Genomic DNA, 24667 nt, shown 5'->3' with positions numbered 1-24667 from the left:
TTAATGGAATATATTATTCCACCATTACCACAAAAATAAAATACTTTTATTTTATTATTTTTAATTTTCCAGTACCGGCAATTGCCACTGACTTTGTTTTTGCTGATATTGCTGCTTAGTTAAACTCACCAATAATGGTTTTTTACGCTCATCAAGCCAAGCTAATAAGGTATCCATATCGGTTTCGGTCATCGCTGTACATCCTGCCGTTGGTTTACTGGGCGCACGCCATAAATGCATAAAAATACAACTGCCCGCCCCATCGACATTGTAAGGATTGTGCTTTACCACGATCCCCTTTTTATATAAGTCGTCTTGGCTGTAAATATCACGGCGCATCCATTCAGATGAGTTTTTTACCGCAGCGTCTCCCACTTCTGACTTATCAACGAGTTGGTTGTAAAAAGGAGACCCTTTTACATCAATGCAGTAATCGTTAGCAGTCATAGCTTGATAGCTAAGATTCGTTTGTAATGTGTCTAAGTAACCAAATGCAGTACCTAGTTCAAAGATACCCGCTGGCGCTTTGCCATCCCCCTCTTGTTTTTGCAAACCAGCTTGCGCTGGATGTAAGCCAACACCCCAAGCAAGCCCAGTACGCCCAAGCACAACAGCGTGTTGATCACCTTGTTGTTGCCATTGTCGCCCTTTTTTTTCAAAGCGATAAAGCGTCGCATCAATTGAGTCACTGTCATTGGCTACAACCACAACTAATTGTTGATGTGTATTATCAATCACAGGCGTGTACTGCTGCGAGCTTGCACAGGCGGTTAAACTCATTGCTGCAACAAAACTAAAGATTTTTTTCATTCTGGCCACACTCCATTTGTTATCAGTTCAAGACCGTTGATTGATTCAATACCAAGACCTGGGGCATCCGAAAGCGTGATCTGCGGGCCATTAAATTCAACCCCACCTTGCACCGGATCATACTGGCCAAGGGCTGGACCGTCTAAATCAATTTTACTAATTTGTTGGGCTTTTGCGGATGCTAAATGTGCAGCACCCGCCACAGCAATACTGCCCTCAAGCATACAACCAATCATACACTGCGCTTGATACTGCGCAGTGATATTGGCTATTTCAATCGCACGGCTCAACCCACCGGTTTTCATCAGCTTAATATTAATAATATCAACGGCGCCAAGCTCTAAAAGCTGAATAACCTGCTGAGGAGAAAAAGCACTCTCGTCGGCCATAATCGGTGTATTAACACGATCAGTAATGTATTTTAGTCCTTGGATGTCGTTACTTTTAACAGGCTGCTCTACAAGCTCAAGCACGACTCCGGCGTGTTCTAGTTGCTGTAAGGCCTGCACTGTTTGCTTAGCACTCCAGCCTTGATTAACATCAAGACGCAAGAGTGCTTTGCTTGCAAAGCCCGCATAAATTGCTTTAACACGCTCAATGTCTTGATTCAGGTTATTGCCGATTTTAACTTTTAATACATCGAAACCTTGATCAACTGCGAGCTGGCAGTCGCTGAGCATCTTATCGATATTATCAACACTGATAGTGATATCTGTTTTAAGCTTTGATTGCCCGCCACCGAGTAATTTATACAATGGCGCTTTATAAAGCTTGCCCCATAAATCATAAACAGCAATTTCTAGCGCCGCTTTTGCGCTACTATTACCGACTACTGTCGTTTGTATAATATGGGTGAGCTGATTAATATTTTCTATTTCGAGGCCCAATAATTTCGGCGCAATAAACTGCTTAATAACGCTTATCATGCCTTGGTGAGTATCCCCTGTAATAACTGGGGTTGATGCTGCTGAACCATAACCAATCTGGCCGCAGTGAGTCTCGATGATCACCACTAAATCTTCTATAAAACTAACTTCTCTCAACGCCGTTTTGAATGGGGTCACTAATGGCACTTTGAGCTTTGCAAAACGAATTGCTTTAATTTTCATACAGGCCTCTAGCGAATACGTTTAATGTTGTACACACGGTCTAAATAGCTTGTTTCTTGCGAGAGTCTTAACGGCAATAATGGAGTAACCGATACCCCATTTAGAGCACTGCTGTAAAAACTACCATCGCCTTTGTTGTAGCCAAGCCCTTTCACGTCGTGAATTACGTACGGCTCACCTTGGTGTTCACCTAAATACATCATCACATGACCTGGAATATAAATTAAATCACCAATTGCCATATTCTTAACAACGGATAATTTAGACGCTTCATTGGCATTTTTATCAAAGCGGCTATTTTTACCGTACTCACTGCTCCCTTGCTGACCGGAGTTACGTGGCATGAGTAAACCAAAACTTTTATAAATTTCCCCCACAAAACCAGTGCAATCTCGGCCATTGTAATCGTGCCCCCACCCATACCGCTCACCTAAAAACTTAAAGCCTTGCTTAATCAGGTTTTGTTCGGTGTAGGCGAGGTAACCGATATTTACATCTGCGGTTTTACTGATCATTGCTGGCTTTATGGCTAATTGGCCATTTTCATCGCGCGTTGGTAATTGCACAATATGGCTGGCATAGGTATTTTGCCCATTCAGTAAGTAAGGAACTTGCTCGTTATCAACAAGGGGTAAACGCACCCCCATATCAAGCTGAACTTCTGAGCGTGCATCATCATTAGGCACATAAGCAGTGTGCACTTTAGCGCCAGTGATGACTAAAAAGTTTTCTTGGTCACGGTACGCTTTAATTTTATCAGCATCGGCAAAAGCAATATCCTCAGCGGGCGTCCACGCTAAATAGTTATAAGCACGCACTAAAAGCCACTTTTTATCCGCGCTTTGATGCAAGACAGCGACAGTCTCTCCCGGAAACATGCCACTTTCTTGAAAGCGATCTAGGTCGTGATCTAAGCCACTGTTGAGCACCCGATCCCACGTTGGAAAGGTCCGTAATGACGTACGTTTCACCACCACACCAAAGCGAACTAAGTTAGTACTCGCGACCTTATTAATATTTAAATTTGCCTGATATTTAGCAAAATCTTTCGCTGTTAATTGACGTCCGTCAGTAAAAAAACGCGGGCTTTTTGGCACTGAGCTGGCTTGATTAATTAAGCTAGTGAGTTCGGCTTTAGACAGTGATTTTTGAAATGACAGTGGATCAACAATGTACTTATTTTCTTTGATTAACTTATCGTTAAACGCCTGAATTTGCGCATTTGTCATGAGCATTTTTGCTGATGCGCCTTGCTGCAACCAATAACTAGGTGACAACTGTGACTGAGTGACGGCTATCACATCTGACTGCCACCCTTCGGCATGCATAGGTGAGCTAAAGGCAACACCTAGGCTAATTGATAAAGCGATAATTGAACGACGCATGTGTGTTCCTTAATACTTATTGAGCGCGTGAATCTAATAGTTTTGTAAAAGCTGCCTGCAAATTTTGCTGCATTAGCTTGCCGACTTTTGGCAAGTGGGCTTCCTCTGCACCAGGGGTTGCTTGCTGAATACTCAAGGTAAACTCGCGACCGCCATTAATTTGCCCCAAGCATACATGTGCGAGCATAACCGTTTCGGTCGCAGAGCGAGTTTCACTTGGGCCCCAGCCGATTTTTTGCCACACTCGCCACTGCCCATTTGTCGCGGTATCAAGTACTTCTTTTGCCGAGCGTGTATCATTGGGTGCAATCGCTTTTGCAAGTGCATTAGTCACAAGATGACTGATGCCAATCATCATACCACCTACTTCAAACTGTTGGTCACTATGACCCGTGCCATTAAGGAGTACATCAATATCGCTACTTTGCAAATACGGCATACGGGTACTGGGTTCACGGTCGTGACTAACAAGGCGTTTTAACCATTCAGCTTGTGCCAAGGTAGTCATTGCCTTATTACCCGTTAAACCGCAGTTATCACAACGGTAACTTAAATAACCAGGATCATCACGATTTGCTTTGTAATGGCTGATCTTTGCATCATGTTCTGGGTGTGCAGGGTCATGCCAATATTCATCAGATGGCATAAACTGCTCACCGCCATAGGCACCATTAAATAATAAACCAGGGGTTTTGAGCTTTAACCAGTCATTATAAAAGAAGCTTTGTAATGTATTGCGCCCAGCAACATTAATAAAATAACTCGCGATTGCATTTGAATTGCCATCCGCTTTTCCAAATGGCTCATAGCTATTTACGCTACTAATTAAATCAGCCAAGAGAGTATCACCAGCCAGTGCGTGCGCACCTAATTTAGGCTGCTCTTTTCTCACGGTAGCGACAGCACCTGTGAAGGCTTGAATCTTTGATGAGCTCCACGGCTCATAAAGCTCATTGTGCGTGCCATCACTTAAGTAACGGTAAGCAAGTGCCCCACCTCTTACCTGATAATCAATAACAAGCAATTTTCCTTGCTGTTGAGACGGAGAAAAATATTGCCAATCCGCGGCAATTCGAGACTGCCAATCAGGTTGCTGATAAGCCACTTGGTCAGCACTTTTATAGCCTTTTCCAGTTCCATTATTAGCGAGACTTAAACAACCGGTATTATTTAAATCACGTGGCATGATTGCAGGTGCCATCATCACTTCGGCAAAAAACTGCTCGTCAGTCATTGTGTCCACGGGGTTATTCGCGTGACAGCCAACTAACAGCAAAAGGCTACTACACAGCGTAAAATTGAGAGAGCGTAAACGCATGGTGTGCATAAAATAAAATTCCCACTTATTTTTATTTTTGGAATATTTTATTAAATTTAACACAAATTTCCCATGAAGCAAATTAACTCAGCTTTATTACGATTCATCTATTCTGCATCCAAAAAAATGACTTACGCGTATATACTTTTAATACCAAATAGAAAAGGGATTTATAAAATGAAAAAGTTATGCTTTATTGCGGGCTGTCTAAGCTGTTCTGGTGGCGCATTTGCTAATATTGAAAAAATTACCGTATATGGCCACCGCACTGGCTTAATCGGTGAATCAATCAGCGCCTCAAGTGGCATTATTGGCCAAGGTGAGATTGAAAATAGACCCATGCTCAGAAGCACAGAGCTACTTGAGTTAATCCCCGGTATGGCCGTTACTCAACACAGTGGTTCAGGTAAAGCAAATCAATACTTTATTCGTGGTTTTAACCTTGACCATGGTACAGACTTTTCAACCAATATTGATGGTATGCCAATCAATATGCGCAGCCATGGACATGGGCAAGGCTATACAGACTTGAACTTTATTATTCCCGAAACGATTGCCACAGTCAGTTATCAAAAAGGCAGTTACGATGCCAAGCAAGGTGACTTTTCAACTGCGGGCAGCGCCTACTTTCACCTGACAGATAACCCAAAGCATCAACAGTTAGATTTCACTATTGGTGAGGATAACTATTTACGCGCGGTTGCTTTAGGCAGCATTCCACTTGGTAATAGCAAACTTATTGGCGCCACAGAATGGCAAGGTTACGACGGGCCATGGCAAGACATTAAAGAAAGTGTAAATAAAAAGAACGCCCTCCTTCGTTTCGTTAATGAGTCTAAGCACGGTAACCTATCCATCAGTGCTATGGCATATGATAATACGTGGAATTCGGCTGACCAAATTCCGCAACGCGCCGTTGATCAAGGTATCATTTCATCGCTGGGCTCTTTGGACACCACATTAGGTGGCAGCTCTAGTCGCTATAGCTTATCGGCTAATTGGCAAAACGAACACCTCACAGCTAATGCCTATGTAATTGATTATAAAATGAACTTGTATTCTAATTTCTCGTATTTTCTTAATGATCCTGTTAATGGCGACCAATTTAATCAACGTGATAATCGTACGGTGTCTGGCGGGGCAATCAGTTATCAATTTTCGGATGTTTTAGGCTCTATTTTACTGAATCATGATGTAGGTGTTGAACTTCGTAACGATAACATTGATAACGTAGGACTGTATAACACACAGTCGAGAAATTACTTATCAACCGTACGTGAAGACCGTGTTGACGAAACAAGTTATGCTGCTTATTGGCAAACCCAACTTACTATGAGCCCTCAATTAGAGGCCACTGTAGGCGTACGCTATGACTATATTGATGCGAGCGTTAACAGCGATAATCACTTAAATTCAGGCGATGCAAATGACGATTTACTCGGTTTCAAAGCAAGCCTAACTTATTTATTCAACGAGAACGTAGCGGGTTATGCCAACTGGGGGCAATCGTTTCATTCTAACGATGCACGCGGCGCAACAATTCAACAAGACCCTGTAACCCTTGCAGCCACGGATACCGTTGATTTGCTGGTTAAAAGTAATGGTGCTGAGTTGGGCATGCGCTACTTTGATGAAAAGCACTTTAACTTTTCAGCGGCACTGTGGTGGCTTTCACTTGACTCAGAACTCCTCTTTGTTGGTGATGCAGGCAATACTGAAGCCAGTGATGCATCAACACGTTACGGATTAGAACTAAGCGCTTACTATTGGCTAGCCGAGACACTTAGCCTTGATGCTGAAGCATCGTTTACACATTCACGCCTAGACATAGATAGCCAGAACGACCGCATTGAAGGGGCTGTGCCAGTAGTTGCCAGTGCTGGGGTAAACTGGCACATAACAGAGCAATGGCAAACATCGTTGCGTCTTCGCCATATAGGTAAACGCATGCTCAATGATGATGGCAGTCAACGTTCAGAGCCTTTGACCGTCGTTAACGGTTTAGTTAGTTACCAACATACTCACTGGAAAGTCGGCTTAGAGCTACTTAATCTATTCGATAGCAGTGATCATGATATCGATTACTATTATGCATCACGCTTACCGACTGAGCCCGCAGAGGGAGTAGAAGATAATCACTACCACCCCATAGAGCCACGTACGCTTAGATTCAACGTCAGTTTACTCTTTTAGAGAACCTGCTCTGTGTACTTTTGCAAGTTAGTGATTAGGTCACGGTAAAGCGATACACTGTTATCTTTGATGCGGTCGAGGAAAAAGTCGTCAGTAATGCGAGTTATTTGCTGGCGCTTGTTCTTATCACTTAACTTACTGCCAACAATTCCTATTAGTTCAGAAATTTTCTCTTGTTCATACGCATTTAAAGACGGATCAGTACTGATATCTTTTAGCATAATCAGTGATTCAAGCATGGAACCGTTTAGTGTCACAGTGATCGCCTTCGCTAAACTGGGCAACCACGGCTTCTCAATTTGCTCACCAATCACATAAAACATATTTTGCACCGTTGCCAAGTCACCATCACGAACAGCAACACTACCTATGATCAGATATGAAATCAGCTGCTCTTTCGGGTAACTTTGACTAACCGTTTTAAAAAGTGGGTCGGTACGAATGAAATCGGCTTTCTGCTTCGCCATTTTTCGCCAACCTTTATTATAAAATGCCAGTTACTGAGCACTATAAGCTAAATACTTTCCCCGTATATCAGTGGCTTTTGCTAGCGCTAGATCGCTCTCGGCGATGGCAAAGTCATTGCTTAATCCCATGCTAAGAATATAGCTCATCATAGCATGGGTCAGTGTTGGTTCAATTTCGCCAACCTGTTTTAATCGCTCTTTTTGTAGAGTCTTATAACCATAAGCAATGGTATCTACACTGGTATCAGATACACCCGAGTAGGCTTCATAACTAAAACTACGTTGCAGCTCAGTATATTGTTGATGCTCTGATTTTGTTGACTTACATCCACTTAATAAAGCGATACTTAATACAGAGCAAGTTACGAGTTTAGTGAGTGCGACTCGATTTAAAACGTGCATCGACAATTCCTTTTTCTGCTTCGATGGCATCATGTGCCAAACCTTGATAAAGCGGGCTATTAATCGTACTTAACGAAAAAATGATATTACTATCATCAACGACGCTCATAGCATGCTTAGATGCGTTAATCATGACCCCAGCACCATCAAAACGGCTTTCGTTAAGTTTTATCGCTCGTTCAGCATCGATTGATACATTGGTTAACTCAACCACGGAGCGCTTAATATTTAACGCAAGCTCAGCGCCCGCCAGTGTGACATTTTCAAGCCTAACCAATGAATCCTTAATACGAATTGATTCAGCAACCACATCTTTAAGCAGCACGTTGTGACAATCTTCAATAATCATATGACGATAATGTCCCGTAAATTCTCGACTATGTTGATCTTCACAGTGAAAGGTCGCGATTTGTTTATCAGTAACCTTTCCGGATGTGACATCCTGAATAGCACCTGTTAATGCTTTATCTAACAAGGCCAAAAATGCCAAGGGCGTTTGTTTCATAGGAACATGACCGACACCGGGCAAAACTGCTAATTCACTGTTTGCAAGCTGGCTATTTAATACTTTTGCGGTACGCAGCGGAGCAATCGCATCGCTTTCCCCCCATATTATATGGGTTTCGGTTGTGAGGTTTGCGACAATATAGCTAAAATTTTCTTCTACTAAACTTAGCGCAGCATTCATATTAGGCGTATCCCCCATCACTAGCTTCCAAGCTCCGTCGCTGCGCTGTAATAACTCACTAAGGTAAGAGTCAATCGCGCCTTCTTCGATAAGCCCTGTTGTAAAGTCGTTTAGCTGTGCTAATTTCGTTGAGATAAATGCGGGTAGCTTACTATTGGGTTTAGGCACATTAGAAATAGGCTTAATAAAGGCGACTTTATGTAGGATACCTGCAGCATCGACCAACACCAATTTATTGAGCTTTTCAGAATACTTACCAGCAAAATATAAACTCACAGCGCCCCCCATAGAATGGCCGACAACCGAGGGAGGTTTTGTCATGTAATAATCGACAACCTCAGCCAAAACTTTCGCATAATTGCGTGGTGAGTATCGACCATCAGGGCTTTGTGAATGCGCAAACCCTGGCAAATCAATAGCAACTATATAGTAGTTTTTACTAAGCTCAGGAATAATACTAAACCAGTCTTGCATACCCAATACGCCCAATCCATGCACTAATAATAGCGGAGGAGCCTGCTTATCACCCACCTCTAACACCAACACCGATGAATTAAACACAGACTCTCTAAAGGTACTAAATTGCCAGTCGTCTTTAGGAAGAAACTCAAAATTGAGAGCTTGGATCTGCTGTGAGCTTAATTGTATTGAACGAGCCGCCGTTGACTCACTTTGCGCAGCAACAGAAAAAACAGCAAAGCAACAGATATATAAAAAGTGGAGTAAACGCAAAGGAAATTAATTTAATTATTATTGTATTAGCAAATTGTACCCTTTACATGCTAAATGTAAATAATACCATTCCGCTTAATTAAGTGGTCTATTTTGAGGCAATAAAACCGCGTTGATAACAAGGCAAAAATTTAGTTATTTAGTTGTTCTAAATCAGAAATTTTTAATGCAGGTAGCGACTGGTTTGATCACTCAAAATGATTAAGTATTTTTGCGGATTGGTATAATAGGTCAATATTGATTAAAAGGTGAAGCTGCATATTGTTAAGAAGAATAAATATACTGTAATACCGCGGCTGCGGATTTCGGGCACAAAAAAACCGACTTTCGTCGGTTTATGTCACTTTCAGAGTGAAAGTGGCGGACGCGGGAGGATTCGAACCTCCGACCGCCTGGTTCGTAGCCAGGTACTCTATCCAGCTGAGCTACGCGTCCGCAATAGTTCTGCTTATTTACGTCTTGCAATGACGGTGTCGTTTAAACACAAAAAAACCGACAGTTTGTCGGTTTATGCTTTCTTACATTGCTGTATGAATGTATAGAAAGTGGTGGGCGCAGGAGGATTCGAACCTCCGACCGCCTGGTTCGTAGCCAGGTACTCTATCCAGCTGAGCTATGCGCCCACATTCTATTCTAGTTAGTTTAAGTCTCACTAAGACTTTTCAAAAGTGGTGGGCGCAGGAGGATTCGAACCTCCGACCGCCTGGTTCGTAGCCAGGTACTCTATCCAGCTGAGCTATGCGCCCACATTTTGATGTTAGTAAAGGATGGTGGGCGCAGGAGGATTCGAACCTCCGACCGCCTGGTTCGTAGCCAGGTACTCTATCCAGCTGAGCTATGCGCCCATTCTTTACTTTACAAGATAACCATTTAAAAAATGGTGGAGAAGGAGGGATTCGAACCCTCGATAGAGCTACAAACCCTATACTCCCTTAGCAGGGGAGCGCCTTCGGCCACTCGGCCACCTCTCCGTCTTGTGGGGCGTATAATAAAGATTTCAGAAAATATGTCAAACACTTTTCAAGGAAAATCGCACAGATGGTTATAGATTGTCCACTACGGGTAAAAACAACAAACTTTTGCTCAGCCTTTGACCGGTTTTGCTTTTTGTCTGAACGAATCGATGCCCGTTAATGGGATATGCTCATCGGTTATTTCTGCTAAATATTGATCCTGATAGCCTAGTTGTTGAAACTCGGCGATGCAGGCACGATAAAAAGCTTCACGTTGCTCATCGCTTTTACTGGTGTCTGTCTGCAACTGCACAGGCTTTTTTGTCATTATAATTAAGTCCACTAATACGTTGAACGACATTTGTACAATGTTCTCATACTCGTTCTAAAAAAACACCACTGTAATTACGAACAAAAGGCGATGTTTAACATTTTTACTACAACAACAACGCAGACTTAATTCAGTATTTCTTTTTTATCAATTAATTACAAATCAGTAGTTACAGAACTCAACGTTTAAAATCAGAAATTTCCGATAATAAAAACGCCGCTAAAAAGCGGCGTTTATTAGAGTCTTAGTACTGATTAGTACTGATTAATCAGCTTGCGGACGCATATGAGGGAATAAAATGACGTCTTTAATCGTTGATGAGTCTGTAAATAACATCACCAAACGGTCAATACCAATGCCCTCGCCTGCTGTTGGCGGTAAGCCGTACTCTAATGCACGAATGTAGTCTTCGTCGTAGTGCATTGCTTCATCATCACCCGCGTCTTTCTCTTCAACTTGACGAGAGAAACGTTCAGCTTGGTCTTGTGCATCATTTAGCTCAGAGAAACCATTTGCAAGCTCACGACCCCCTACAAAGAACTCAAAACGGTCAGTAACAAATGGGTTTTCATCGTTACGACGAGCCAGTGGCGACACTTCCCAAGGGTATGCCGTAATAAATGTAGGTTGAATTAACTTATGCTCTGCAGTCTCTTCGAAGATTTCACACAAGAACTTACCTGGGCCCCATACACAGTTTTCAGGTACTTTAACGTGAACTTGCTTCGCATACGCTTTAAGCTCTTCAAAATGATTTTCTGGGTCATTAAATACAGCCGCATCAAAGTCAGGGTTGTACTTAAGGATAGCTTCGCTCATTGTTAAACGTGCGAAAGGCTTACCAAAGTCATACTCTACAGAGTCAACTACGTCGCCATGCTCGTTTTTCGTTGTGTTAACAACGATTGGTGAACCTAGTACGTCTGTTGCAACTGTACGTAGCATATCTTCAGTGATGTTCATTAAGTCGATGTAATCAGCGTATGCTTGGTAGAACTCAATCATCGTGAATTCTGGATTATGACGCGTCGATAAACCTTCGTTACGGAAGTTACGGTTGATTTCGAATACACGCTCAAAGCCACCCACAACTAAACGTTTTAAGTAAAGCTCTGGCGCAATACGTAAATACATATCGATATCAAGTGCATTGTGATGCGTTACGAATGGGCGTGCAGACGCACCACCAGGGATAACCTGTAGCATAGGCGTTTCAACTTCCATGAAATCACGGTCTGCTAAGAAACGACGAATACCTTCTACCACTTTTGAACGAATACGGAATGTCTCACGCGTCGCTTCATTGGTGATTAAATCAACATAACGTTGACGGTATTTTGTTTCTTGGTCTGATAGACCATGAAATTTTTCTGGTAATGGACGCAGTGACTTAGTCAGTAGCTCATACTCAGTCATTTCGACGTATAAATCGCCTTTGCCTGATTTATTTAGCGCACCTTTAACACCGATGATGTCACCGATATCAAGTTGGCCATATTTTGCTTTTAATTCTTTTTGTACGTCTTTTGATGCGTATGCTTGAATTTGACCTTTCATGTCTTGTAACGCAAGGAAAGGACCACGTTTAGCAAGGATACGACCTGCTACTGAAACTACATGTTGCTCAGCAACTAATTCTTCTTTCGATTTATCACCAAACTCAGCTTGCAAATCAGCCGTGTAATGTTCACGACGGAATTGGTTTGGATGACCGTTGGCTGGGCAATTTTCGCGAATAGCGTCTAATTTGCCGCGACGCTCAGCGATTAACTTATTTTCGTCTTGGATTTGATCAGTCATTTTTTAGCTCTTTTTTAGCTTGGTGGTTATAGGCCAGATTTAAGGCTGGCTTCAATAAATTTATCTAAATCGCCGTCAAGAACCGCTTGAGTATTGCGGTTTTCAACGCCCGTTCGTAAGTCTTTAATGCGCGAGTCATCAAGCACGTATGAACGAATTTGACTTCCCCAGCCAATGTCTGATTTTGCATCTTCTTGGCTTTGCTTCTCGGCATTTTGTTTTTGCAACTCAAGCTCAAACAATTTCGCTTTTAACTGCTTCATTGCTTGGTCTTTATTTTTATGCTGCGAACGCTCATTTTGGCACTGCACAACCGTATTGGTTGGTAAATGCGTAATACGTACTGCTGATTCGGTGGTATTTACGTGCTGACCACCCGCACCCGACGCGCGATATACGTCAATACGTAAGTCGGCGGGGTTAATATCAATTTCAATATTATCGTCAATTTCTGGGTACACGAAAGCAGACGCAAACGAGGTATGACGACGACCGCTTGAATCAAACGGGCTTTTACGCACTAAACGGTGCACACCCGTTTCAGTTCGTAACCAGCCATATGCATATTCGCCAACAAAGCGAACTGTCGCCCCTTTAATACCAGCCACATCACCGTCGGTTGCTTCAACAAGCTCAACTTTAAAGCCTTTCGCTTCACCCCAACGTAAATACATGCGCAGTAGCATATTACACCAGTCTTGCGCTTCAGTACCGCCAGAACCCGATTGTAAATCTAAGTACGCGTCGTTTTGGTCATGGGCACCTGAGAACATACGACGGAACTCAAGCTTTTCTAGTTGCGCATTTAAATCGGCTAATTCAGCTTCGGCTTCAGCAAAGGTTTCCTCATCTTCGGCTTCAACAGCAAGTTCAACTAAGCCTTCAACATCTTCAGTACCGGCCACTAAATTATCAATGGTCTCAACGATAGCTTCTAATGCCGACTTTTCACGGCCAAGGGCTTGAGCACGCTCAGGCTCATTCCACACTGCTGAATCTTCAAGTTCTGCGTTAACTTCTTCTAACCGCTCTTTTTTAAGAGGGTAGTCAAAGGTACCCCCGAAGCAGTTCAGTACGTTCGCGAATTTCCTTGATTTGATTAATCACAGGATTCACTTCAAACATGTACATTACTCCAAAATGGCTGATTTACCGCGCACAGCTCTCAAGATGAATTACGGTAAAATATCTACAAATATTAAAAACGCCCGATTTTAACAAAAAACCGAGCGTTTTATTAGCCTTTTATGTCGATTATAGCGATATTTTTATGTCGCTTTTTGTAGCTCTCGAATAATCAGTTGTAACGAGAATTTGCCACGGAATTCATTTATATCGAGTTGGTAGGCAGCTTTAACATAGCGTGCTTCGGTATCGGGCCAGGCACGCACATCGACACCAAATGCAATACCATCAACCAAACGTCCAGATTGATGCTTTAACACGAGTTTTAAGTGCTTTTCACCTACAATACGTTGTTGAATAATCTCGAATAGGTGCTCGAATACCGGCTCGGGAAATTGCTGTCCCCATGGCCCTGCATTTTTTAACAGGTTGGCAAACTCCATCGAAAAACACTCATTTGGCAACTCGCCGTCGGTCAACAAAATACTTTGTTTATGCTCATCGGTCAGTGTGTCGGTGACCATACGCTCAAACACAGCTTTAAACTCGGGAAAACTCTGCTCATTAATGCTCAAGCCGGCTGCCATTGCATGCCCCCCAAACTTACTGATTAAGTGTGGGTGTAGAGTATTCACTCGTTCAAGTAAGTCACGCATATGCAGACCTTCAATTGAACGACATGAGCCTTTTATTTCACCGTTATCGCCCGCGGCAAAAATAATCGTAGGCCGGTGATATTTCTCTTTTAAACGCCCCGCTAATATACCAATTACCCCTTGATGCCAGTCAGCTTGATACAAGCAAATCGCATCGGGGATAGCGTCGGTTTTAAAGGCAAGGCGATCGAGCACGGCCTGCGCCTCAACCTGCATGCCCTGCTCTATTTCGCGGCGCTCATGATTAAGGCTGTCGAGTTCACTGGCAATACGGCGAGCTTGATTTATGTCGTTTGATAACAAGCACGCGATGCCTAAGCTCATGTCATCTAAACGCCCTGCAGCGTTTAAGCGAGGAGCCAATGAAAAGCCAAAGTCACTGGCACTTAAACGTGCCGCATTTCGATTAGCCACTTCAATTAAAGCGCTTATTCCCGGACGAGTTTTACCACTGCGAATACGTGCTAATCCTTGGTGAACCAACGTACGATTATTAGCATCAAGCGCAACGACATCAGCCACCGTACCAAGGGCGACAATATCAAGTAACTCAGCAAGGTTTGGCATTGGACTATGCTCAAAGGCCCCTTGTTCGCGTAAGTGGCTGCGCAGCGCAATTAATAAATAAAATGCCACGCCTACACCGGCAATCGATTTAGATGGGAACTGACAATCATGGCGGTTAGGGTTCACGATAGCATCTGCATTAGGCAGCGTATCCCCTTGTAAATGATGATCTGTAACCAGTACCTTAATACCGGCGCGCTTCACAATCGTAATGCCATCAATGCACGAAATACCATTATCCACTGTAATAACCAGCTCAGGCTTCATTTCAACAATTTGCGCCGCCAGTGCGGGGCTTAAGCCATAACCAAGGCTAAACCTATCAGGCACTAAATAGTCAAGGTTGTTAAACCCAAACATGGCCAAGCCTTGCATTAAAGTGGCCGTACTGGTTGCACCATCGGCGTCGAAGTCACCGACAATTAATACTCGCTGTTGATCTGCGAGTGCCTGTTGCAGTAATAATACGGCTTTGTCTATGTCTTTAAATAATTTAAAGTCATGCAGGGTCGCTGCACTGTTATCTAATTCATTGGCATCTTTTACCTGGCGCGAGGCATAAACTTGCTTAATAACGGGATGTAAGTGTTGAGGAAGGTATGAGTCATCGACACGGGGACGAACTTGGATTATTTTTTCCATGTTGGAAGTATTACTTTAGTTAGCTTAAAGCGAATAAAAGGCCTACTTAAGGCAGGCCTATTTATAAAAAGATTATGAAGATGTTTTTGGTAAGGCATCAAGCGCTTGGCTAATTTGTGCTGCTGATTGATAACCTGGGATCATCGTTCCATCTTCTAAAATAATTGCAGGTGTACCCGACATACCAAAGCTTTGGCCTAACTGATAATGCTCAGCAATAGGGGCACTGCATCCTTCTACCTTGGCAACCTCTGCACCGGCTTTGGCTTCAGTTAGAGCTTCTGCTGGGTCTTTTGCACACCACACATTCATTAAGTCTTCGTAACCTTTACCGCGTAAACCGCCGCGAGGGAAAGCTAGGTATTTTACGGTGATGCCCGCTTCTAAGAAATCGTCTAATTCGCGGTGTAATTTACGACAGTAACCGCATGTAATATCGGTGAATACAGTAATTGAATGTTTTTCATTTTTTGCTTTATAAACAATCATTGAATCTTCGTATTCAGCCACACCCGCCTTACGTACATCACTTAATGCGTGCTCAGTGAGATTGACACGATTTTGAAGATCAATCAGTGTACCTTGCATTAAAAATTGACCGTCAGGGCTTGCGTAAAGTACCCCCTTGTCAGTAATTAGCTCTTTAAGGCCAGCAACAGGGCTTGGGTTTACTTTTTTAACCGTAACACCTAACTCAGCAAATTTAGCAATAATTGGCGCATCTACAGCGTCGGTGGTCGACACACCATTTGCAAACACACTTAAACTCGTACCAAGCAGTGCCGTGGCTAAAACTAACTTTTTCATAACTATCCTATATCCTGATCATTTATTATATAGACCGGTACATCTTTAAAAATCTTGCACTAAGCACGTGGATGATGTTGCTCGTGTACCGACTTCAATCTCTCATTCGCTACATGGGTATAAATCTGTGTTGTTGATAAGTCACTGTGACCTAACATCATTTGCACGACACGAAGATCAGCCCCATGATTCAGCAAATGCGTTGCAAACGCATGTCGAAGCGTATGCGGTGATAACGGCGATTCAACTGATGCCAAAATAGCATAGTGTTTGATACGATGCCAAAAAGTTTGTCGCGTCATGCCAATCCCTCTCTTAGATGGGAACACAAAGTCAGTCGCATGCTTGATCATCTGCGCGCGGCCAACTTTTAAAAAGCGCTCAAGCCAATACATCGCTTCTTCACCAAGCGGCACTAAACGCTCTTTATTTCCCTTACCTTTGACAAACACAACTGCTTGGCGCAAGTTAATTTGCTCCATCCTAAGCCCTACCAGCTCAGTAACGCGCAGACCCGTTGCGTATAAAAGCTCCAACATTGCTTTATCGCGCAGCCCCATAGGCTCTTCAATATTAGGCGCAGCGAGTAGCGCTTCAACCTCTGCCTCAGAGAGAGTTTTGGGTAATGACTGCCCTGCTTTTGGCTGTGCAATATTCAGCATTGGCGAATCAGCAATGGCTTTTTCACGTACAAAGTATTGGTAAAAACGTTTAAGCGCACTGATGCTGCGCGCAGTGCTGCGTGATTTAAGCCCTAAATCAACTCGGTATGCCAAGTAAGCTTCAATATCTTCACTGCTGACAGCCAGTAGATCTTTGTCTTTTAAAAACTGGCAAAACTTATCAAGATCGCTGCGATATGCCATCAATGTGTTTTCACTGACCCCTTGCTCAAGGTACAAAATATCTAAAAACAACTCTAAATGTTCGGCACTGTTTGACGTTATTGCTACTTTTTCAGCTGTGAAATTATTTTCAGCCACGCGTATTGTCATCCTTATCAAGGTATCAATTAAAAAAGCCTTACGGTAAAATAGTATCAAACTACAGGAAGATAGATACTAAAAGCAGCTTGAGTAACTATCATATCAAGCAAATAGACGGTGATAAATACGATGCAGATTGGTTTATTTTATGGTTCTACTACTTGCTATACAGAAATAGCGGCAGAGAAAATTCGCGATATTATCGGGCAAGATGTTGTCAGCTTACACAATATCAAAGATGAGCCATTAAAAAATGCAGAACAATTCGATTTCGTTATCTTCGGCATTTCAACGTGGGACTTTGGTGAGTTACAAGAAGATTGGGAATCAATTTGGGACGACATCAAAGAGGTGAATCTAAACGGTAAAACCGTGGCCCTTTTTGGCATGGGCGATCAGCAAGGTTATGGCCAGTGGTTTCAAGATGCTTTGGGTATGCTACACGACGAAATTTGCCATCAAGATATTACCTTCTTAGGTCTATGGCCTAACGATGAAAGCTATGAATTTGAAGCGTCAAAAGCTCTCACAAATGAGGGTAAACACTTTGTTGGATTGGCACTTGATGAAGACAGCCAATATGAACTCAGCGATGAACGTATTGCTAATTGGGTTGAGCAGGTGATGACTGAATACAGCGAAACCCTGTAATATTCACTCCCTAATTAAGTGAATTGCTGCATAACCCATTTATTAAAACGCCAAGCAATGCTTGGCGTTTTAATGTCAGGCTATTCAACACGCTGCCAGTATTGGTTGCGGTAGAAAAAGGCGATATAACCGCGTACTTCAAGCACTTTTCCCTGTTCTTTAGGGGTGAGCTTTAAGGTGTAGGTTTTGCCATTATTAGGGTCAAGAATTTCACCGTCTTGCCAACTGCCATCGCCCGCTTCTTTCGCGCCATCGATAATGGCCATTCCCAAAATTGGCTTATTTTTTTTATCGCCTTTACATGCATCACATATTGCATCTTGTTTGGCTGGGTTAAGAATTTTTTCAACTTCACCAATAAGTACACCGTTTTGCTCACGAATGCGTACCAAAGATTTAGCTTCATTGGTTTCTTCGTCAATGGTTTTCCAAAGCCCGACAGGGCTCATTGCAGCGACGCTTAATTGAGAAAATAATAGAGCTGATAAAGCGATTGTGAGTCGTAACATAAAATACTCGCATAAAATTTAAGGCCTTATTACTATATCAGGGCTTGGTAAAACACACCATTTTGCTATGATCAGAAAAAGACAACACATTGCGAGGGAACACAATGAGTCAATATACGTTACTTACCGGAGATATTGTCAGCTTCGACAATAATCAAGTCACCCCAATTAAAGCAGATGGCGAGATTAAAACAAACCGCTTTGGTGAGTCATTATTTATTCCGCATAGCGCTAAAACCGCCGTAGAGCTTGGTAAACTCGACGATAATTTATTTAACTTAAACAAATTAATGCGCTCTGGGTATGCCGACCCCTGCCCTGCCACACGCGTGCTAATAGAAACCAAAGACCCTTTACCTGATATCGATGGCTTATTGATAAAACGCCGTTTTAGTATCATAGATTTTTGCAGTGCTGAAATAGAAAAACAGCACACAAAAGCAGTCTTAGACGCCTTGCTTGAGCTTGAGCATGTTCAACAAATTCAACTTGATGAAGTAATGCAGCTGCAACCTCCCGTGCAATTAAGTGCAAAATAGAGGTACATTCAACGCATCAATATGCCATACCAATTCGCTTAATTAAGTGCGCTATTTTGGGGCGATAAAACCTCGTTGAAAACAAGGCAAAGGTTTCGTTATTTAGTTGTTCTCGGCAATTGCTCCTGCATTGCTCTGCATCCATGCAGTCGTAAATCAGCAATGTTTAACACAGGTCGCAACCGGTTTAATCCCTCAAAATAATTAAGCATTTTTGCGAATTGATACCATACGGCAGCTTCATTAGTAAAAGGATAAACAATGAAAAATGCGCTATTTTTACTCTTTGCAACAACGCTGCTTGTAGGGTGTGATGAGTTAGAAGTCGAGGAAAGTCATGATTTTGGCAACCAGATATATGAGAACAAGTATACACTGATAAACACCACCGCCTTAGAGGTTGACTACTCCATGGCAAATACCGACCTGTTTGGTAACGCAAGAGAAGTCAGTGATGCGCAATATTATGTAGACACGCTCGCATCAGGTTCATTACCTGTTGATATAACACACCTTCACAATGAACGACGCCATATTTCATTTTATGTAGAAGATCACAGTGAAGCGAGCAACTTCGCAGAGCAAATGTATCAAGTGGACAACGACCAGCCTTACCATTTTGTCGCCTGGCAAAGTGGAGAAAAGCTGCGTTTAACGCTCATAAAACAGACTCAAAGTAACAAAGAGGGCTTTTTTGCCGTCCGCTTTCTTGCCACCGAAAACATTCGCTTAAAAATAGAGAATCAAATAGTTAACCTATATCAAAATCAATTAAGTACGTGGTATCACACTGATGACTGCGCAGATGATATTAAAGTCTCTCGACTGAATGATGAAGGTAAGCGTGTTGATGAATCAGTTGCCATTTGTCATGCCTCATATGGACACTCTTATACATTATTAGTAAGCGAAGATGGTCTACAAGCGAGCATCAGTGAATAGCAAATACGACCTTTTAGAGTAAAGTGATGACGGACTATTAATGGCTGGTATGCGTCACATTTTCAAATAAAAGTCCTTGCATAGCGCACTATATTCAGCACTGTACGCGCCACTGTTTGCATGAATCGTTAAATGTGTTGTCGTTAAAGGGGCTGCAACCTGACTAAATAACATTAAACTGCGACTGGGTGCTTTTTTCTCGGTTGTTTTAACTAAACACAGGTGGTTTAAATACCAGCCTTCTTGCTCTGCAATGGCAATAAATTGCTCGGCCTCAGGACAAGGCAGTATCACATTGAGCAGAGTATGTGCATGACTCAGCGCACTACACGCTTTGATTAATTCGCTAAAACTCAATCCATCGGTGTGGCGCGCTGTATTGCGTGCTGCATTATCGCCTTTAAGGCTGGCATTGAAATAAGGTGGATTAGTGATAATTGCATCAAAGGGGGTTGCTGCTTTAAAAGACTGCACAGCCCCTTGATAAAGCATAATGTCAGGCCAAGGGCTATTAGCAAAATTAGCGCGAGCATCAATACACGCGTTAACCTCTATTTCGATAGCGTTAACAACCGCCTTCGGCGCACGTTGTTTTGCCATTAAAGCAAGCAACCCGGTGCCTGTGCCAATATCAACAATTCGTGCAGCATCGCTTACATGTGCCCATGCCCCCAACAAAATCCCATCTGTTGAAACTTTCATTGCAGTGTGAGTTTGCCCTATCGAAAACTGTTTAAACACAAAACCTGACATTTTTTCACCTTTTCATTCACCAACAGCTGGATAGCGCGTATAATTAACGCCAATTGTCCTCTATTTATGTCACTCTATGCAATTTTCTGAATTTGATATCGATAACAAGCTGTTAAATGCCATTAATAAAATGGGTTTTGATACGCCAACCAGCATTCAACAACAAGCGATCCCTGAAGCATTACAAGGGCGCGATATTTTGGCATCTGCACCCACAGGTACCGGTAAAACAGCCGCGTTTTTGATCCCAGCTATTCAATACTTGCTTGATTTCCCTCGTCGTGACCCTGGTTTTGCCCGCGTACTTATCATGACTCCTACTCGCGAGCTTGCTTATCAAATCCATGAGCATTGTGAACAGCTTGCTGAGCAAACACACCTTAAAATAGGTGTTGTGACGGGCGGCATTAACTATGGAACGCACAAAGAAATTTTTGAGAACAATAACGACATTCTTATCGCGACACCTGGGCGCTTAATGGAATACCTCGAAACCGAGAACTTCCATGCTGAAAATGTCGAAATGCTTATTTTAGACGAAGCCGACCGCATGCTCGATATGGGCTTTCGTAAAGAAATGCTGCGTATTTGTGATGAAGCCAGAAATCGTCGTCAATGTTTTCTATTTTCAGCCACACTTGAAGGTGACAGTGTTGAGCTTTTCGCTGAGCGTATTTTAAATGATCCTGCGCTACTAGAAGCAGAATCGTCGCGTAAAGAAAAAGCAAAGATCCACCAGTGGGTTCACTTAGCCGACGACTACAACCATAAGCTTAAAATGTTAGTCGATATCTTAAACGGCGATGATATCCATAAAGCGATAGTGTTCGTTAAGACCCGTGAACGCCTAGAATCATTAATTGGTGCGTTAAATAACGAAGGACTGCGCGTTGCTTGGTTACGTGGTGAAATGCCACAAGATAAACGCATGAAAGCAATGGAGAACTTCCATTCTGGCCGCAATAAAATATTGGTAGCAACCGATGTGGCTGCCCGTGGTATTGACGTGGCAGATATCAGCCATGTGATTAACTTTGATATGCCTCGCACCGCAGACATATACGTTCACCGTATTGGACGTACTGGTCGTGCAGGCAAAAAAGGAATCGCGATTTCATTTATCGAAGCGCATGACGTTGCCATTTTAGGCAAAGTTGAGCGTTACATCGAACAAAAACTAAAGCGTCGAGTAATCAAAGGGATAGAGCCGCAACACAAAGAAGCAAAAATCCCTTCTAAAAAGAAAAAAGATCCAGCAAAGATCAAAGCGAAGAAAAAGGCAAAACCAAAAAAGAAAAAGTAGTGCGTGCTTAATAAGCCTTGTTAATAAAAATGCCGAGCCTGTCTCGGCATTTTTATCGCTGTTATTTGCCGTGTCTTTTTTACTGAACTATGTGTAATTACTTCACATACAGTTTCTTCAAAAAAATAAAACCTATAAAAATCAACAAACTAAAATTGGAACAGAATTTGTAATTGTTCATACAGAGTTCAATCTGTCATTATTGCGAGGGAATTGTATGAGCCGTTTCAAATTATCTGTTGTCGTAACCTTATTTAGCTGTCTTTTTTTATTGGCTTGCGCCACACAAGTCAGTGCCAACACCCATGTTTTAACAACCAGTACTTCGGCGCAACCGCGATTACAGCAAGTGGCTTTAAAGAAACTAACGAATAACCGCAATTTTAAAATTGAAAACTTACAGGTTATTGTAAGTGGCGATACGATTGAATTATTAGGTTCAACGGAAACGGGGTTTCAACGTGCGCTGGCACAAAAGTTCTTAGAACACAGTCAGGGTGTAAGGCATGTAAAAAATAACCTTAAAGTGAGTAAACTAGAGAGTTGAACACTTTAAGGTTATTGCAGCTAACGCACGGCTGCGGTCAGCGGGTTATTCACCACTGGCTTTTAAATTAATAAATTTCGCAAGCTCTTCAGGCTGACCAACCAGCATCATGATTTGCTGGTTGATTTGCATCATCGACTTGCCTTCAGGTAGGCGTGCCGATAAAGACAATTTTGATAAACCACTGGCAAAGTTTTTAATCGCAGTGTCTAACTCCGCACTTACAGGAGCTTGTTGTAATTGCATTGCCACAACTTGCTCAAGGTCATCAAGTGTCATGCCTTGCGCTTTTAAGAAGCTTTCGACAACAGTTTTAAGTTCACCGTCGTCGTTGATTTCAAGCTCGATACTGCGCGGCTCTAATTGGCTCATTGCCGCCATCATTTTTGATTGTTGCTGTAGTTGTTGCTCTAAAGTGAGCTCAGCCCCATTCGCAGCATTTTGTGCTTGGCTGATTGATAAAGATGCTTCCATCAACGCCGTTGAATTTGCTAAACCAAGATTAAAACGTACATCAGCCACTTCGTTTGCCTTCACGTTAAGCGCAAACTTGCTATCACCTGACTCTTTGTTGTAATCAAGCGATGAATTCACGTTGTAACTCGTTGCGGCAAGCTTATTATTCGCACTGTCTGGAAGTTGCGATAAAAACTCATCACTAAAGCGGAAATTTGTCATCACGAAGCCCGTGTGGGGTGGGATCGCATCAACTTCGTAACCCGTCACTTCAATATTGTCGATAGTGGCAATGGTTTCATCGCCTTCAATGCTTTGCACATTTATACCAGACAACTGCATGCTGCTACTGAACACGCTTGCTGAAATATCGCTGTAAGTGATATCTACACCACTTTGGCTTGATAAAGCGCTTAGTTGCTTATCAACAACCTTTTTCACTTCCTGTGTTGCTGTATAGTTTGCGTAAACGACGCCACCTACAGCTGCAGCAACAACGGCTGCAATTACTAACTTTTTCATTTTATTTCCTTTGATTGGTGTTTTTTATAGTCTATCAAATTACAACTAGTTTATTAAAGACAGTAACTCATGCACTGTTTTAACAGGTGTAATTTTTGCGCCCAATCCTTCCATTGATTTATGGTAGTTACGATATGGAATAAAAATTTCAGTGAAACCATGCTGAGCGGCTTCTTTTACTCGCGGCACCCCACTGTCGATGGGCCTAACGTCACCATTTAAGCTTAATTCGCCCATAATACAGGTGGTTCTTGGCACAACAAATTCATTCAAACTACTCAACAATGCCGTAACTAATGCTAAGTCGATACAGGTTTCAGACTCATCAATTTTTAGGCCACCGACAATATTAAAAAACGTGTCATGAAAGATTTTAGTCTTGGTGTGTTTACGCAAAATCCCTGTGAGCATTTTGATACGATTCATATTTAAGCCAACACACACTCGTTGCGGAAACTCAGCCTCGGTTTCTGTGGTTAAGCACTGAATCTCTAACAATAAATTACGATTACCTTTACGAATACATGTAATAGCCGATCCCGGCGATTCGGTGCTTGACCCCGATAAAAATATTTCGCTTGGGTTGTCAACACTGAGCATACCGCGCTCACACATTCTAAAAATACCGACGGTATCAATATCGCCAAAACGGTTTTTATTGGCACGTAAGGTACGAATTTGCCCATCGTTGGTATCAATATGCAGCAGCGCATCAACAATATGCACTAAGGTTTGCGGGCCTGCGATTTCGTTGTTTTTATTTACGTGAGCAATAATGAACATGGTGACGTCATTTTGCTTACAATATTGAGTGAGTGCTTGTGCTGCACTTTTAACTTGTGAAGGAGAGCCTGGGCTGCCATTAGCGGCTTCTGTCACAACCGCTTGAATTGAATCGATCACCGCAAACTTAATCTTGTTCTTATCAAGCTCTTCAATAATTGCTTCAACGCTGGTTTCTGACAGTAAATAAAGCTCATCAGGGTTATAATCTAAACGCAGTCGGTTTACACGGTTTTTAAACTGCGATAATGACTCTTCTGCCGTACAATAAAGTGACGGCATCACTTTCGACATGCGAGCAATTAAATCTGACAATAATGTCGTTTTTCCAGCCCCTGGATCGCCCGAAATAATATTTACGGAACCGGTGGTCACACCGCCACTTAATACACGGTCTAACTCACCAATGTCGGTTAAGCGTTTTTCTGCTTCGGCGGTTTCGACTTCATTAATTTTTTTTGAGCCGCCGCCAACACCGCCTGCGTAGCCTGCAACCACGGCACGGCTTGCCGCTTGTTTTGACTGTCCGGCTGAGGGCTTAAATTCTGCTAGCGTGTTCCATGCACCGCACTTACACTGTCCTTGCCAGCGCTGATAGTTCATGCCGCACTCTGTGCAGACAAATTCGATTTTTGCTGATTTTGCCATTCGGCCTTACCTATTTAGGTCGCTAATTTGTGACTAACTTGTT

At 42.6% G+C, this 24667-nt stretch carries 23 protein-coding genes and 5 tRNA genes; 6 read left to right on the top strand and 22 right to left on the bottom strand.

The features are described from left to right. Positions 1-60: 60 nt before the first annotated feature. The 4 genes from D0907_RS04155 to D0907_RS04140 are packed head-to-tail and all read right to left on the bottom strand — an operon-like array spanning position 61 to position 4631. On the bottom strand, positions 61-810 hold the full coding sequence (locus D0907_RS04155) for a L,D-transpeptidase family protein (RefSeq protein ID WP_118844066.1): 750 nt from the start codon (positions 808-810) through the stop codon (positions 61-63). Then, the gene (locus D0907_RS04150; RefSeq protein WP_118844065.1) at positions 807-1919 is read right to left on the bottom strand and encodes a mandelate racemase/muconate lactonizing enzyme family protein; all 1113 of its coding nucleotides are present in this window, start codon (positions 1917-1919) and stop codon (positions 807-809) included. Before D0907_RS04150 ends, D0907_RS04155 begins: the two co-directional genes overlap by 4 nt. Before the next feature lie 8 nt (positions 1920-1927). Continuing rightward, a complete protein-coding gene (locus tag D0907_RS04145; protein ID WP_065978431.1) occupies positions 1928-3304 on the bottom strand; it encodes an SH3 domain-containing protein in 1377 nt (458 codons plus the stop codon). 16 nt (positions 3305-3320) lie between these two features. Then, entirely contained in the window at positions 3321-4631 is a 1311-nt protein-coding gene (locus tag D0907_RS04140; protein WP_118844064.1) for a hypothetical protein, read from the bottom strand. 168 nt (positions 4632-4799) lie between these two features. Here D0907_RS04140 and D0907_RS04135 point away from each other — a divergent pair, with 168 nt between their 5' ends. Further along, on the top strand, positions 4800-6815 hold the full coding sequence (locus D0907_RS04135) for a TonB-dependent receptor (protein ID WP_118844063.1): 2016 nt from the start codon (positions 4800-4802) through the stop codon (positions 6813-6815). On the opposite strand, the gene D0907_RS04130 is transcribed toward D0907_RS04135, so the two are convergent. From D0907_RS04130 to xerD, 14 genes are all read right to left on the bottom strand, one after another. Beyond that, on the bottom strand, positions 6812-7282 hold the full coding sequence (locus D0907_RS04130) for a hypothetical protein (RefSeq protein WP_118844062.1): 471 nt from the start codon (positions 7280-7282) through the stop codon (positions 6812-6814). The genes D0907_RS04135 and D0907_RS04130 overlap by 4 nt on opposite strands. A gap of 30 nt (positions 7283-7312) precedes the next feature. Further along, positions 7313-7684, bottom strand: coding sequence for a hypothetical protein (locus D0907_RS04125; RefSeq protein WP_118844061.1), 372 nt, complete (start codon positions 7682-7684; stop codon positions 7313-7315). Further along, a complete protein-coding gene (locus D0907_RS04120) occupies positions 7653-9104 on the bottom strand; it encodes an alpha/beta fold hydrolase (RefSeq protein WP_118844060.1) in 1452 nt (483 codons plus the stop codon). Before D0907_RS04120 ends, D0907_RS04125 begins: the two co-directional genes overlap by 32 nt. A 358-nt stretch (positions 9105-9462) precedes the next feature. Then, positions 9463-9539 (bottom strand) — tRNA-Arg (locus D0907_RS04115). Between the two features lie 111 nt (positions 9540-9650). After that, positions 9651-9727, bottom strand: a tRNA-Arg gene (locus D0907_RS04110). Between the two features lie 46 nt (positions 9728-9773). Beyond that, positions 9774-9850 (bottom strand) — tRNA-Arg (locus D0907_RS04105). Between the two features lie 22 nt (positions 9851-9872). Then, positions 9873-9949 (bottom strand) — tRNA-Arg (locus D0907_RS04100). Positions 9950-9982: 33 nt separating this feature from the next. Then, positions 9983-10075: transfer RNA gene (locus tag D0907_RS04095), tRNA-Ser, on the bottom strand. 112 nt (positions 10076-10187) lie between these two features. Next, complete coding sequence (locus D0907_RS04090) at positions 10188-10385, bottom strand: hypothetical protein (RefSeq protein WP_118844781.1); 198 nt, start codon at positions 10383-10385, stop codon at positions 10188-10190. 267 nt (positions 10386-10652) lie between these two features. After that, positions 10653-12188: a lysine--tRNA ligase gene (gene lysS / locus D0907_RS04085; protein WP_036970557.1), complete on the bottom strand. Its 1536-nt coding sequence runs from the start codon at positions 12186-12188 to the stop codon at positions 10653-10655. Positions 12189-12214: 26 nt separating this feature from the next. Then, positions 12215-13313, bottom strand: a protein-coding gene (gene prfB / locus D0907_RS04080) for a peptide chain release factor 2 (protein ID WP_118844059.1) whose coding sequence is annotated in 2 segments (ribosomal slippage) — positions 12215-13237 and positions 13239-13313 — 1098 coding nt in all. Because the reading frame shifts where the segments join, the coding sequence is not laid out codon by codon here. A 143-nt stretch (positions 13314-13456) separates the two neighbouring features. Further along, the gene (gene recJ, locus D0907_RS04075; RefSeq protein ID WP_118844058.1) at positions 13457-15178 is read right to left on the bottom strand and encodes a single-stranded-DNA-specific exonuclease RecJ; all 1722 of its coding nucleotides are present in this window, start codon (positions 15176-15178) and stop codon (positions 13457-13459) included. Positions 15179-15250: 72 nt separating this feature from the next. Further along, entirely contained in the window at positions 15251-15985 is a 735-nt protein-coding gene (gene dsbC / locus D0907_RS04070) for a bifunctional protein-disulfide isomerase/oxidoreductase DsbC (RefSeq protein ID WP_118844057.1), read from the bottom strand. Between the two features lie 59 nt (positions 15986-16044). After that, a complete protein-coding gene (gene xerD / locus D0907_RS04065; RefSeq protein WP_425274510.1) occupies positions 16045-16932 on the bottom strand; it encodes a site-specific tyrosine recombinase XerD in 888 nt (295 codons plus the stop codon). A gap of 168 nt (positions 16933-17100) precedes the next feature. Here xerD and fldB point away from each other — a divergent pair, with 168 nt between their 5' ends. Next, on the top strand, positions 17101-17622 hold the full coding sequence (gene fldB, locus D0907_RS04060) for a flavodoxin FldB (protein ID WP_036970565.1): 522 nt from the start codon (positions 17101-17103) through the stop codon (positions 17620-17622). Between the two features lie 80 nt (positions 17623-17702). On the opposite strand, the gene D0907_RS04055 is transcribed toward fldB, so the two are convergent. After that, entirely contained in the window at positions 17703-18131 is a 429-nt protein-coding gene (locus D0907_RS04055) for a DUF2147 domain-containing protein (RefSeq protein WP_036970567.1), read from the bottom strand. Between the two features lie 104 nt (positions 18132-18235). Between D0907_RS04055 and D0907_RS04050 the strand changes: the two genes are divergently transcribed. Both D0907_RS04050 and D0907_RS04045 read left to right on the top strand, forming a co-directional pair. Continuing rightward, positions 18236-18670, top strand: coding sequence for a hypothetical protein (locus tag D0907_RS04050; protein WP_065978437.1), 435 nt, complete (start codon positions 18236-18238; stop codon positions 18668-18670). 261 nt (positions 18671-18931) lie between these two features. Continuing rightward, the gene (locus D0907_RS04045) at positions 18932-19612 is read left to right on the top strand and encodes a hypothetical protein (protein WP_118844055.1); all 681 of its coding nucleotides are present in this window, start codon (positions 18932-18934) and stop codon (positions 19610-19612) included. A 54-nt stretch (positions 19613-19666) separates the two neighbouring features. Here D0907_RS04045 and D0907_RS04040 read toward each other — a convergent pair whose 3' ends face one another. Then, complete coding sequence (locus D0907_RS04040; protein ID WP_118844054.1) at positions 19667-20365, bottom strand: tRNA1(Val) (adenine(37)-N6)-methyltransferase; 699 nt, start codon at positions 20363-20365, stop codon at positions 19667-19669. Positions 20366-20441: 76 nt separating this feature from the next. Here D0907_RS04040 and srmB point away from each other — a divergent pair, with 76 nt between their 5' ends. Both srmB and D0907_RS04030 read left to right on the top strand, forming a co-directional pair. Beyond that, positions 20442-21668: an ATP-dependent RNA helicase SrmB gene (srmB, locus tag D0907_RS04035; RefSeq protein ID WP_036970576.1), complete on the top strand. Its 1227-nt coding sequence runs from the start codon at positions 20442-20444 to the stop codon at positions 21666-21668. A gap of 217 nt (positions 21669-21885) precedes the next feature. After that, positions 21886-22215: a BON domain-containing protein gene (locus D0907_RS04030; RefSeq protein ID WP_065978441.1), complete on the top strand. Its 330-nt coding sequence runs from the start codon at positions 21886-21888 to the stop codon at positions 22213-22215. Positions 22216-22260: 45 nt separating this feature from the next. Here D0907_RS04030 and D0907_RS04025 read toward each other — a convergent pair whose 3' ends face one another. Beyond that, the gene (locus tag D0907_RS04025) at positions 22261-23193 is read right to left on the bottom strand and encodes a hypothetical protein (protein ID WP_036970580.1); all 933 of its coding nucleotides are present in this window, start codon (positions 23191-23193) and stop codon (positions 22261-22263) included. Positions 23194-23238: 45 nt separating this feature from the next. Beyond that, positions 23239-24624, bottom strand: coding sequence for a DNA repair protein RadA (gene radA, locus D0907_RS04020; protein WP_036970582.1), 1386 nt, complete (start codon positions 24622-24624; stop codon positions 23239-23241). Positions 24625-24667: the final 43 nt, after the last annotated feature.

The organism is Pseudoalteromonas lipolytica, from assembly GCF_003515105.1.
GTDB classification, from domain to species: domain Bacteria; phylum Pseudomonadota; class Gammaproteobacteria; order Enterobacterales; family Alteromonadaceae; genus Pseudoalteromonas; species Pseudoalteromonas lipolytica.
This window is presented reverse-complemented; position numbering and strand designations above follow the sequence as displayed.

Coding starts and splice junctions, on each gene's coding strand:
- fldB (WP_036970565.1), top strand. CDS start 17,101: ATGCAGATTGGTTTATTTTATGGTTCTACTACTTGCTATACAGAAATA.
- D0907_RS04155 (WP_118844066.1), bottom strand. CDS start 810: ATGAAAAAAATCTTTAGTTTTGTTGCAGCAATGAGTTTAACCGCCTGT.
- D0907_RS04145 (WP_065978431.1), bottom strand. CDS start 3,304: ATGCGTCGTTCAATTATCGCTTTATCAATTAGCCTAGGTGTTGCCTTT.
- D0907_RS04140 (WP_118844064.1), bottom strand. CDS start 4,631: ATGCACACCATGCGTTTACGCTCTCTCAATTTTACGCTGTGTAGTAGC.
- dsbC (WP_118844057.1), bottom strand. CDS start 15,985: ATGAAAAAGTTAGTTTTAGCCACGGCACTGCTTGGTACGAGTTTAAGT.
- radA (WP_036970582.1), bottom strand. CDS start 24,624: ATGGCAAAATCAGCAAAAATCGAATTTGTCTGCACAGAGTGCGGCATG.
- recJ (WP_118844058.1), bottom strand. CDS start 15,178: ATGGAAAAAATAATCCAAGTTCGTCCCCGTGTCGATGACTCATACCTT.
- D0907_RS04030 (WP_065978441.1), top strand. CDS start 21,886: ATGAGCCGTTTCAAATTATCTGTTGTCGTAACCTTATTTAGCTGTCTT.
- D0907_RS04040 (WP_118844054.1), bottom strand. CDS start 20,365: ATGTCAGGTTTTGTGTTTAAACAGTTTTCGATAGGGCAAACTCACACT.
- D0907_RS04150 (WP_118844065.1), bottom strand. CDS start 1,919: ATGAAAATTAAAGCAATTCGTTTTGCAAAGCTCAAAGTGCCATTAGTG.
- D0907_RS04090 (WP_118844781.1), bottom strand. CDS start 10,385: ATGACAAAAAAGCCTGTGCAGTTGCAGACAGACACCAGTAAAAGCGAT.
- D0907_RS04025 (WP_036970580.1), bottom strand. CDS start 23,193: ATGAAAAAGTTAGTAATTGCAGCCGTTGTTGCTGCAGCTGTAGGTGGC.
- D0907_RS04055 (WP_036970567.1), bottom strand. CDS start 18,131: ATGTTACGACTCACAATCGCTTTATCAGCTCTATTATTTTCTCAATTA.
- D0907_RS04125 (WP_118844061.1), bottom strand. CDS start 7,684: ATGCACGTTTTAAATCGAGTCGCACTCACTAAACTCGTAACTTGCTCT.
- D0907_RS04045 (WP_118844055.1), top strand. CDS start 18,932: ATGAAAAATGCGCTATTTTTACTCTTTGCAACAACGCTGCTTGTAGGG.
- srmB (WP_036970576.1), top strand. CDS start 20,442: ATGCAATTTTCTGAATTTGATATCGATAACAAGCTGTTAAATGCCATT.
- D0907_RS04130 (WP_118844062.1), bottom strand. CDS start 7,282: ATGGCGAAGCAGAAAGCCGATTTCATTCGTACCGACCCACTTTTTAAA.
- D0907_RS04050 (WP_065978437.1), top strand. CDS start 18,236: ATGAGTCAATATACGTTACTTACCGGAGATATTGTCAGCTTCGACAAT.
- D0907_RS04135 (WP_118844063.1), top strand. CDS start 4,800: ATGAAAAAGTTATGCTTTATTGCGGGCTGTCTAAGCTGTTCTGGTGGC.
- lysS (WP_036970557.1), bottom strand. CDS start 12,188: ATGACTGATCAAATCCAAGACGAAAATAAGTTAATCGCTGAGCGTCGC.